The organism is Paraburkholderia sp. 31.1 (assembly GCF_014397645.1).
Lineage (GTDB): Bacteria > Pseudomonadota > Gammaproteobacteria > Burkholderiales > Burkholderiaceae > Paraburkholderia > Paraburkholderia tuberum.
Genome location: NZ_VZQN01000022.1, coordinates 124,602 through 131,601, shown reverse-complemented (window position 1 = coordinate 131,601; position 7,000 = coordinate 124,602). Strand labels below are relative to the sequence as shown.

Annotated in this window: 5 protein-coding genes and 1 pseudogene; 1 reads left to right on the top strand and 5 read right to left on the bottom strand. The window is 64.1% G+C overall.

Going from position 1 to position 7,000, the window contains the following annotated elements:
• Window positions 1-137 precede the first annotated feature (137 nt).
• Window positions 138-278: pseudogene (locus tag F6X37_RS36965) on the bottom strand (site-specific integrase); the annotation flags it as partial.
• Window positions 279-284: 6 nt separating this feature from the next.
• A complete protein-coding gene (locus tag F6X37_RS18770; RefSeq protein WP_187612353.1) occupies window positions 285-1,262 on the bottom strand; it encodes a hypothetical protein in 978 nt (325 codons plus the stop codon).
• A 229-nt stretch (window positions 1,263-1,491) separates the two neighbouring features.
• Between F6X37_RS18770 and F6X37_RS18765 the strand changes: the two genes are divergently transcribed.
• Window positions 1,492-1,725 carry a hypothetical protein gene (locus F6X37_RS18765; protein WP_187612352.1) on the top strand — a complete coding sequence of 78 codons (234 nt, stop codon included), beginning with the start codon at window positions 1,492-1,494 and terminating at the stop codon, window positions 1,723-1,725.
• Window positions 1,726-1,815: 90 nt separating this feature from the next.
• Here F6X37_RS18765 and F6X37_RS18760 read toward each other — a convergent pair whose 3' ends face one another.
• From F6X37_RS18760 to F6X37_RS18750, 3 genes are all read right to left on the bottom strand, one after another.
• The gene (locus F6X37_RS18760) at window positions 1,816-3,111 is read right to left on the bottom strand and encodes an MFS transporter (RefSeq protein WP_187612351.1); all 1,296 of its coding nucleotides are present in this window, start codon (window positions 3,109-3,111) and stop codon (window positions 1,816-1,818) included.
• 148 nt (window positions 3,112-3,259) lie between these two features.
• Complete coding sequence (gene treA, locus F6X37_RS18755) at window positions 3,260-5,068, bottom strand: alpha,alpha-trehalase TreA (protein WP_187612350.1); 1,809 nt, start codon at window positions 5,066-5,068, stop codon at window positions 3,260-3,262.
• 359 nt (window positions 5,069-5,427) lie between these two features.
• Window positions 5,428-6,924 carry an alkaline phosphatase family protein gene (locus F6X37_RS18750; protein ID WP_187612349.1) on the bottom strand — a complete coding sequence of 499 codons (1,497 nt, stop codon included), beginning with the start codon at window positions 6,922-6,924 and terminating at the stop codon, window positions 5,428-5,430.
• Between the last annotated feature and the right edge of the window lie 76 nt (window positions 6,925-7,000).

The window sequence follows — 7,000 nt, the reverse complement described above, 5'->3', positions numbered from 1 at the left end:
GTTGGTCCCGATCGACGCGCAACTGGAAATTGAAGGATGAAGTCTGGCTCAATCCGGAGCGCATGCAACCGGAAGAACTAAAGCAGTGCGCATGAGGTGACGCGACAAGTACGTTGACAACCGCCGTTTGGTAGACACCGAACCATCTCATCCTCGGTCCGACGCGCCCAATCCTCGGCATCGCGTTTGGTGCGGAAAGTTGTAGCTGTAGTCGGCCACCCGATTTTGCGAATTACAGTCTTCCAAGTCCCTAAAGGTGTTTTGACCATCGTCGCCAATGAGTCCTATTCGCAGCCTTTGGCCAACGGGGACAACGGGCGTGTCGACGACTCAGGTAAGTTGAAAGGAGCGTCTCCGAATGACCTGATCATAGAGCCTTTCTCGCCCAGTAGCACAAAAGTGCTGCCATAGCCCTGCAATAGGTAAAACGCCTCTTTCTTTACGTTAGGAGCGTCTGAGTCAGCCAGCATCACCGATCTGTATTGTGAAAGAGCCAACCGGCCTTCGCAGGCCCAGTTCTGCAGCGTTTCTTTGGAAACTGTTGAGGCAAAATATTGGTATGGAATATGCCCGGTAACTGCCGCGTAAACTTTGACGAAGTCTCGGGCACCATCCGCCTTTGCCGGATCAATCAACGTGTTCCGAAAGAGGACGTAGACGCTTGCTGCAATCAGCGTGATCGCCCCTACGAGAATTGCAACAAGCGTAATCAGTCGAGGCGGGGTTACGCGACGAGCTGGGCGAGCCGCCCGCTCCATACGACGCAAGCCTCTATGTCCGAGAGCTCTCCATCTCGAACGTTCAATGACCGCATCGTATTGCTCTGCAGGCACTCCGACGCTCGCCCGCCTCGCCGCCCAAGCATAGCGTCGGCGCAATCCCAACTGGTCATATCCGTCCTGCCGCTGGCGGCGCCGCTTTGCAGACGAACGTCGGCCAGGCCACCAATCCGAGGCAACGACATTCAACCAGAGATACAGAACCGACAGCACGACAACAACGGCCGCAATGCGCCAGACGCTCTCAAGCCGCACTCCGGCCAGCATTGTGTCGTACAAATCCGGCTGAAACATCATGCCAGGAACACCGGCCGTTTCAGCCCAGCCGTCCAGATACGACCGACCGACCGCATAGTTCAGCGCAGCAGCTACGGTGAATACTAGGGCGACACCCTCGAAAACGTGCTCAGCGATGTAGGCACCCATTCGGGCGGCAACATTGCGTTGCGAATACCTCTGACCTTCGGAATTATTCATTGTCATTAATCAGTCCCAGTTCGATAGCCATCGATGACCAACGGCCCCACAGCCAGCCGCCTAGACCTTAGGCAGTGTATCGAAGCTGTACTTTTTGCGAAGTCCAAAGACAAATGGGTTACGCACACAGCGCGTAACCCATTGATTTTATTTGTGCCGGCCGCAAAACTCGAACCCGCCATCTGACGGTTCAAAAATCATTTCCTCCATCGATCGGCCTGCATACAGAGTCGCAATGTCGCCTGTCAAACAATCCCCTTATGCGTTGCAAGTCGAAGCCGCAACGATTGCATCGATGATCGAGCTTCATCTGATTGAGAACGAAAGTCACCTGAAGCGAGTCCAGAAGATCGAAATCAGCAGATATGCGGGCTATGCCTATCAGTTCGAGCAATTGAATGGCGGGATCATTCCGATCATGATGATGCGTCGATCGTTGTACGTCTCCAAGGTATCGCGACCTGATTGAAACACGCTGGCCTTTTCCTCGGCGGCCGTCTTCAGGGGAAAGGTGTTTGCGCCGGAATGGCAAACGCGTTGACCGTCGAGGAGGCTTGTATCAGCGCGCCACCGCTGCCCGTGCCCTGCCCGACTTTACGCGCCAGTTCGCGAGCGCGCCGAGCGCCATCAGCACGCTGGTGCCGAGAAACACCGCGCGCATACCGATGTGTCCGCCGACGAAACCGCCCAGCAACGGGCCAGCCACCTGCCCCGCGTATTGCGACGACACCGAGTACCCAAGGATCGCGCCCGTCACGCTCGCCGGCACGTTATGGCGGATCACGCTCGCGATGCACGGCAACAGGCCGCCCAGTGCCATCCCCATCAGGAAACGCAGCACGATCAGTTGCCAGCTCGCGGTGACGAACGCCTGCGGAACGAGCAACACCGCCGATACGGCGAGGCAGCCGACGATCACATTCCAGTGCCCGGCGCGATCGGCGAACTTGCCGAGACGCGACGACGAGATCACGCTGCCGAGCGCCGCGCCCGACATCACGAAGCCCGCGATCATCGTCACGCTTTGAGGCTTCGTGAGCTGGGCGACGTAGACGGTGATGATCGGCTCTATCGACATGTTCGCGACCATCAGCAGCAGACCCGTGGCAAGCATCGCGATGGCCGGCCGCTTGTCGTCCACCGAGGCCCACGCGCCCTGCTTCGGCGCGCTGTCCGCGCGCTTGCGAACCGGCATTTCGCGAATCAGGAACGCCGTCGCGAGAAAGGCGACGAAGATCGCCGCGCCCGAGGCCCAAAAGGTCGCGCGGATGCCGATCAGCGGCGGCAGGAAGCCGCCGATCAGCGGGCCGACCAGATTGCCCGCCATGATCCCCGACGACAGCACGCCAAGCGCCCAGCCCGAACGCGCCTTCGGCGTCTGCGTCGCGACGAGGATCATCGAGCCCGACGCATAGCCGCCGAGCAACCCGGCGAGCAGCCGCAACGCGACCAGCTGCCACGCCGAGTGCGCCATGCCGATCAGCGACATCGCGACCGCCATGCCGAGGCTCGAGCGGATCAGCATCAGCTTGCGGCCGTAGAGGTCCGCGAGCTTGCCCCACAGGGGCGCGACGAGCGCGGCGCTGAAGAAGGTCGCGCCGAACGCGGCGCCGGACCACTGCACGATCGCCGCATGATCCTTTACGCCGAGCTGCTCGACATAGAGCGGCAGGAACGGCAGCAGCAGCGTCATCGCGACGATGGTCGTGAACGAGCCGAACACGCACACGCACAGATTGCGCTGCCAATGCGCGGCGGCTTCATCGCCGGCCGGCGGGGCGGCCTTGGCTGTCGCCGTGGCCTGCACCTGCGGCGGCACCGGTTCGGCCGATGGTACGTCGAGCTTACGATTCATCTTCGAGGCTTTCCAGGGTGACGAGGGTCTGTTCGAGCTATCCAAAGCATCGTAACGGGCTGCGCCGCCGCCAGGCAGTCAACCCATCATCCTGGTATCGCTACTACCTCTTCGGAACGCGCGGACCTGGCTGCGCGCCTCTTTGCAACTAGTGGCCCGCGGGCGACGTGCTGTGCGACGTCTGCGGCGCGGCCGCCGCCGATGCCGCCGCATCCGACACCCCCACCGCGCCGCCCGGCAGATCGGCCGGCTTCGTCGAACTCACCGCATCCGGATAGAGCTGCATCAGCACGCGCAGCACGCCATTGGTCCAGCCAAAGCCGTCCTGTAGCGGATACTCGCCGCCCCCCGCCGACTTGCCGCTCGCGTCGACGTCGTACTTCTCGACCAGCTTGCCGGTGCGCTGGTAGTACGCGACGTCGGTGCGGATCCAGCGCGTCGCGATATCGCGCGCGAGCTCCGGCTCGCTATAGCGGCGCAGCCCGATCACCGCGAGGTACTGCAGCGGCGCCCAGCCGTTCGGTTCGTCCCACTGCTGGCCGGTGTCGGTCCGCGTCGTCGCGAGACCGCCCGGACGCAGCAGATCGCGCCGGATCGTCTGCGCCACTTCGCGCGCGTCGTTGCGTGTCGCGACGCCGGCGTAAAGCGGGTACACCGTCGCGGCGGTAAGCCGGTGCGTGAGCGTGCGGTGCACGAAGTCGTAGTCGCCGAATGCGTGCAGTTGCGGATCCCACAGCACCCGGCGGATCGCATCGGCGCGCACCCGGGCACGTAGTTCGAGATTCTCGGCGTGGCCTGCATCGCCGGTCACACGGTAGGCTTTCGCGAGCGTGCGTTCGAGGTCCACCATCAGGCAGTTCAGGTCCACCGGCACCAGCGAGGTCACGTCGATGGTCGCGAGCGTCCTGCCGTCGGCGAACCAGCGCGAGCTGAAGTCCCAGCCGGTTTCGCCGCCCGCGCGCAGGTTGCGCCACAAATCCCGCGCATCGCGTTGCGGCATCCGCTGCGCCGTCATCACATCCTCGCGGTACGACTCGTCGCGCGGCGCCGCGCGCTCGTCCCAGTAGCGATTGAGCAGCGTGCCGTCGGCGAGGCGCACGAGATGGTGGGCCGCGTTGCCCGGCGCGAGATGGTCGCTGCCGGCCATCCAGTACGCGTATTCACGGCGCAACTCGGGCAGATAGCGGGCGTAGACCTGATCGCCCTCCTTGCGCGCGACGAGCTGCACCATCTGCGCGAAGAACGGCGGCTGCGAACGGCTCAGGTAATACGTGCGATTGCCGTTGGGGATGTGGCCATAGCGGTCGATCAACGTCGAGAAATTGTTCAGCTCGTCGTCGACGAGCGCGTGCTGGCCGCTCGCGTCGAGCCCCAGCAGGATGAAGTACGAATCCCAGTAGTAGATCTCGTCGAAGCGGTCGCCCGGCACGATGTACGGCGACGGCAGCGGCAACAGCGACGAGTACGGGCTCGCGCTCGCATCCGGTTCGCGACGCAGCACGTTCCACAGCGTATCGATGTGCGCGGTGACGCTCTCGTCAGGATCGGACGCGTAGCGCTTCGGCGCGCGCGGGGGCAGCGTGAAGCGCTGTTCGACAAATTGTTTCAGGTCGAAGCGCGGCTGAGCACGCTGGCTGTCGTAGTCGGCGATGACCTGGGCCGGCGGCTCGCCTGGCGACATATCGGCAAACGTCTTGCTGTCCGGGTAAAGATGCGCGAGTTCGACGTCGCGATACAGCTCGCCGTACAGCTCGGACGGCGGCGTCGGCACGACCGGCGACGGCTGCGCGTGATCCGTGTTTTCGACGTGCCGGTCCGCGGCGCTGCTGGCGGCATTCGCGGTGGCGGCCGATGCGGGCAGCGTAACGGCCGGCGCGGCCGGCGGGGTCTGGGCGACCGTCGGCGCGGATTGCGCAATGACGCTGGTGCTTGCGGCGAACGCCAGCGCGGCGGCCACGGAGGCTACAACGCGGCGGTACGGCCGCTCGCGGGAACACCAAACGGGAAGATCGTAACGAAATGGCATCGGCGGACCCGTTGAGGACGACGCGGTGACGTCGACGTAGGCGGCCCGCCGCGCGCGCCGATGACATGCTGCACGCTACCGCGGGGCTTCGAGGCGGTCTCGCCAGCAAGTGCGGGGCCCGCTTCGCAAAACGATGTCGCGCGCAAGCGTTTCTCACCAAACTGCGCTCAAGGCATGAGCCTTCATCAGGCCGTGCATCGCGCCGTGCGCGCTGCCATTCAGAATCCAGCGCGGCCCGGTCCGGCGCCGGCGCCGGCTTGCGGCCCGCTCATTTTAAGCGGAAACCCAGCTTAGCCTCCGGTCCGGAATCCTAGTGACGCCGCCTTCGCGCGCAGATCCGCGAAGCGGTCCGCCGTCGGGTTGATCGCCAGCTTTTGCGACTGATCGATCGCCGCTACGGAGCTTGAGGGCGAAGGTGCCGCCGCCCCCAGACAGATCCCGCCGAACGGCCCTTGGGCGACCGTGAACGCGGGAGCGTCGGTGCGCGGCGCGTCGTCGAGATCGAGCGCGTAGGCGAGATTGAACGTCGCCGGATCGCTGCCGCGCACGCCAAGCGGCTGTAAGCCGAAGCGCCATTGCAGCAGCGCGTGAATCGAGCTGGGGTCGAACGGATAGCGGGTGATCGAGTTCGCGCGCACGCGCGGGCCAAGCAGCGCGAGCGGCACGCGAAAGCCGAGCTTGCCGTCGTTGCCGAGTGTGAGCTCGCTGTTGCTGATCGGCCTGGTGGGCGGCACCACGTGCTCGAGAAAGCCGCCCCATTCGTCGTAGACGACGATCATCAGCGTGCGGCTCCACGTCGGGCTCGTGCGCAGCGCCTCGTAGACCTGCGCGAGAAACGCCTCGCCGTCGCGGATATCGGCATGCGGATGATCGTCGGCGGAAACGCCTTCCAGCTCGCCCGCGAAGGACGGATCGACCATGCAGAACGGCGGCAGCGTCCCGGCCGCGGCATTCACGAGGAAATCAGCAAACGGGCGCGAAATGCCCAGATAACGCGTGCCATAAAGCGCCGTGAACGGCACGTCATGGTAGTAATAGTGACAGTCGATATTGCCGTCGCTCAGCTTGTCCCAGATCGTGGCGAGCGACGAAGTGTCGGTGCTGTCGTCGAGCCGATCCGTTGCGCCGCTATGCAGATAGACGCGATTGGGAAAGGTGCTGGTCAGAACGCCGCTGAAGTAGAAGTCGCCGATCGTATAACTGCTCGCCACGGCGTTGAAAAATTGAAGATCGGCTGACGTGTAGTAACCGATAGGCAGCAGGTCGCCCGAGTTCAGGCTCGTGCCCGGTGTGAGCAGCCAGCCATTCATCGCACCCGATGCCAGTTGCGTGCGCGCCCCCGAGAAGCTGTGATTAGGGTCCTGGTAGGCGCACGCCTGATAGCCGTACGCGGCATTCGCCGCGAGGGAAAACGGCGTTTGCGTCGCGCCGAACGCGTCTTTGAACTGCTGGTTCGCGGGCATGCCCTCGGCCCCCGGCACCCAGCCGAGGAAATGGTCGAAGGAACGATTTTCCATCGTGACCAGCACGATGAAGTCGATGCCCGAACTGGCCGGCGCGGGCAACGCCGGGCGCGGCAGGCTGTAGCGGTCGGCGGCGTTGGGCGATGGAATGTCGGTAATCGAGGACGCGGGTTCGCCGGCGCTCCCGCCGCCCGGTTGGCCGTCTCCGCCCAATCCACCGCCGCCTCCGCAACCCGATAGCGCAACGCTGCCGGCCACCGCGGCCACGCCCGCAAGAAAGCGGCGGCGGTCGTGTCCGTGATTCTGGTGAGTCTCGTCGCCCATGACACGTCTCCTGGTTGGATGCGGCGCGGGCGTCCGTCCATGCCAGCCTGCCGCGAAGCAAAACGCGCGCGCCGAT